Raw genomic sequence first — 2,981 nt, forward strand, 5'->3', positions numbered from 1 at the left:
GACCGGGTCCCGCGACCGCCCGCCCCTCCCGGACGCCTTTTGCCCGCGCCGGGCGAACGCTCGCCCATGCGAACGCTCGACGAGACGGACCGGGAGATCATCCGGTTGCTGCTGGCCGACGCGCGGCGCCCGTACAGCGATATCGCCGAGCGCGTTGACCTCTCCGCGCCCGCGGTGTCGGACCGGGTCGACCGGCTACGCGAGGTGGGCGTCATCGAGGGGTTCACGCTTCGGATCGACGGTGACGCGCTCTCCGACGGGCTGCGGGTCCTCGCGACGCTCGCTGTCGCGCCCGCGGACGCCGAGCGCGTTCACGCGGCGGTCGCGAGCCACGAGCGCGTCGAGCACGCGTTCCTCACCGCAGACGGCGAGGTGACGGTCGTCGCGCGCGTCGAGGAGGGGACCGCTCGTGACCTCGTCGACGACGCGGTCGGACTGGCGGCCGTGCGCGACCTGTCGGTGCGGCTGCTCGACGCCCACGAGTGGTCGCCCGCGGTCGGCGACGCGGACCTCGCGGTCGAGTGCGTCGAGTGCGGCAACACCGTCACCGCCGAGGGGGAGTCGGCCCGGATCGACGGGACGCTGTACCACTTCTGTTGCGGCTCCTGTCGCGAGAACTTCGAGGAGCGGTTCGACCGGATCGAGGAGGGGGCGTAGCCGGGGCCGTCCCAGTCTCGTCGCGGAGAGTAACGTACTTGAGTGCCCGTCGGTTAGCCGAATACGAAGTCCCGTGGTGTAGTGGCCAATCATAATGGCCTTTGGAGGGAATCCGTCCGCGTCTGCGGCTCACGCGCGGCTGTCGGGTGTTCCATCAAGAACGCCCGTCGGATGCCCGAAGTCAGCCATTGACGGCGGTTCGAATCCGCCCGGGACTATCCTGCGGCGAGCAACTCCGCGAGCCGCAGGTGTCCGAATTGATTCGAGCCCAGAGGACGAGCGAAGCGAGTCCTCGCGGTTCGAATCCGCCCGGGACTATCCTGCGGCGAGAGAAACCCCCGAGTCGCACGGATACGCGGCCGGAGCCGCCTACTCCTCGCCAAAGAACTCATCGAAGAGGTCGCGCACGCGCCCCTCGACCTCGTCGCGGATATCCCGGACACGATCGATATCCTGCCCGTGCGGGTCGTCGAGCGCCCAGTCGCGCCCCTCGACGCCGTCCGGGAGCGTCAGCGTCGAACAGCCCATCGTCGCGACCACGTCGCACGCGTCGAGCTCCGCGGTCGAGACCTCGCGGGGGACGCGGTCGGAGAGGTCGATGTCCACCTCCGCCATCGCCGCCACGACCTCGGGGTGGACCTCGTCCGCGGGGTGGGTCCCGCCGGTGACGACCTCCACGCGGTCGCCGAGGTCGCGCTCGCGGCGCTCGCGTTCGGCGAACACGGCCGACATCTGGCTACGACCGGCGTTCTGTACACAGACGAACCCGAACGTGGCGACGTCGTCTTCGCTCACACCTGCGCGTCCCGTCACGCCCGATTAAGGGTTTCTAAGATGGATATAGAGTGGTATATACCCGACGCGGAAGACGCCGGGTCTCGCGGACGCCTTCCGGTCCGGAGCTACCTGTGTCATTTTTTACCATGCGGATCGTGGACGACCTATGGACATCCCAACCTACCGGGAGGCGGTCGCCGCGAACCGCCGCCGACACGGCTTCGAGGCGGTCGACGCGGACGTAGACGGACTCGACCACCTGTGGGAGACTCGCGAGACGGACGACACGCTCGGCGACGTGGCGGTGTTCGCGGCGCTCGTCGAGGCGGACGAGACGGACGCGGAGACGCTCGTCGACACCGCGTCGGCGTTCCGCGACGTGCTCGTCGACCGGATCGACGCCCGACCCGAACGCGCCGACGGCGGCGAGTCGGCCACCCCGATCGGCTACGTGACGTTCGCGACGCCGGACCCCGACGCGTCGCTCCTCGGGGCGATGTCCGGATTCACGGTCGCGAGGGGGCGGACGAACGTCTTCCCGCTCGTGTACGACACGGCGGCGGAGCGGCTCCACCGCCACGAGGTGCCGCGGCTGAAGGGGCGCGGGATCTACCGCCGACAGGCGGACGACGCCGAGCGGCTCTTCGAGGCGTAGCCCGGCCGGTGCGGCGCGGACATCCGTCAGCGACTGCCGCCGCTCGCGCTCCTCAGAACAGTCCCGGGCTGGCGAGCAGCCCCGCCGTGACGATGAGCCCGACGGAGACGGCGGACGCGCCGTAGAGGAACGGCTTGGCGTCGCGGGCGGGCTCGCGGAGCTTGTCGACGTCGAGCCCGTCGGCCAGCTTCGAGCCGGCGACCTCGACGAGGCCGGTGCCGACGAACCACAGGCCGAGCATCGTCAACACGAGGTGGCCGCGGGGCGTTCCCGTCAGCCCCTCGAAGGTGTACAGCGTCCCCGCCATGTGACCGCCGGTGAGGACGAACGCGAGGGCGCCGATCCGCGTGATCCAGCGCAGCCGACCGACGACCGAACCGAGCGCGGTCGTGCCGATGTCGCCCCGGAGCGCGGCGGGGAGAATCGCGAGGGTGACGAACAGCACGCTGCCGACCCAGAGGACGGCAAAGCCGACGTGGACCGACCACATCACGGGGTTGAGAACGTCCATACCGCCGGAACGGCCCGATCCCACTTATAAACACGCGAGACGGGACGACCGGATCCCGGCGACGGTTTTTAAATATCTCGCACGTGTAGCCGCGGGCAATGGCCCTACTTCAGAAGCTCAAAGAGAAGCTCGGCTTCGGGAGCGGTTCGAGCGAGCGGGAGTCCGGCGAGACAGAAGTGACCGTCGAGCGGGAGTCGGAACCGGCCGCTGACGCGACGGCTACGGAGCCGGCCGCCGGGAGCGAGTCGGCGGCCGCCGCGGACGAGGGCGACCCCGCGGCGACCGACGCCGACGACGGAGACGCCGAGGCCGACGCGGAAGCGGTCGCCGCCGAGACGGAGGCAGCCGCCTCGACCGGGTCGCTCGTCGACGGCGAGGCGT

The 2,981-nt window shown here is 70.2% G+C and carries 4 protein-coding genes, 1 tRNA gene and 1 pseudogene; 4 read left to right on the forward strand and 2 right to left on the reverse strand.

Annotation, left to right across the window (positions count from 1 at the left end; genetic code table 11):
* The first annotated feature begins 66 nt into the window (after nt 1-66).
* Together B9G49_RS15870 and B9G49_RS15875 are read left to right on the forward strand one after the other, a co-directional pair.
* Nucleotides 67-657 (forward strand): AsnC family transcriptional regulator, encoded by a 591-nt coding sequence (locus tag B9G49_RS15870; protein ID WP_049932338.1) that lies wholly within the window; start codon nt 67-69, stop codon nt 655-657.
* 67 nt (nt 658-724) lie between these two features.
* Nucleotides 725-875: transfer RNA gene (locus B9G49_RS15875), tRNA-Gln, on the forward strand.
* 151 nt (nt 876-1,026) lie between these two features.
* Here the strand turns inward: B9G49_RS15875 and B9G49_RS15880 are convergent.
* Nucleotides 1,027-1,452: a low molecular weight phosphatase family protein gene (locus B9G49_RS15880; RefSeq protein WP_086217014.1), complete on the reverse strand. Its 426-nt coding sequence runs from the start codon at nt 1,450-1,452 to the stop codon at nt 1,027-1,029.
* 148 nt (nt 1,453-1,600) lie between these two features.
* Between B9G49_RS15880 and B9G49_RS15885 the strand changes: the two genes are divergently transcribed.
* Nucleotides 1,601-2,089 (forward strand): hypothetical protein, encoded by a 489-nt coding sequence (locus tag B9G49_RS15885; protein WP_049932342.1) that lies wholly within the window; start codon nt 1,601-1,603, stop codon nt 2,087-2,089.
* Between the two features lie 52 nt (nt 2,090-2,141).
* On the opposite strand, the gene B9G49_RS15890 is transcribed toward B9G49_RS15885, so the two are convergent.
* Complete coding sequence (locus tag B9G49_RS15890; RefSeq protein WP_049932345.1) at nt 2,142-2,600, reverse strand: hypothetical protein; 459 nt, start codon at nt 2,598-2,600, stop codon at nt 2,142-2,144.
* Nucleotides 2,601-2,698: 98 nt separating this feature from the next.
* Between B9G49_RS15890 and B9G49_RS15895 the strand changes: the two are divergent.
* A pseudogene (locus tag B9G49_RS15895) lies at nt 2,699-2,981 on the forward strand (helix-hairpin-helix domain-containing protein); the annotation flags it as partial.

The organism is Halorubrum sp. SD683 (assembly GCF_002135045.1).
Taxonomy (GTDB): domain Archaea; phylum Halobacteriota; class Halobacteria; order Halobacteriales; family Haloferacaceae; genus Halorubrum; species Halorubrum ezzemoulense.

Excerpts from the sequence above, each read along its gene's own strand:
- B9G49_RS15870 (WP_049932338.1), top strand. The coding sequence starts at position 67 with ATGCGAACGCTCGACGAGACGGACCGGGAGATCATCCGGTTGCTGCTG.
- B9G49_RS15885 (WP_049932342.1), top strand. The coding sequence starts at position 1,601 with ATGGACATCCCAACCTACCGGGAGGCGGTCGCCGCGAACCGCCGCCGA.
- B9G49_RS15890 (WP_049932345.1), bottom strand. The coding sequence starts at position 2,600 with ATGGACGTTCTCAACCCCGTGATGTGGTCGGTCCACGTCGGCTTTGCC.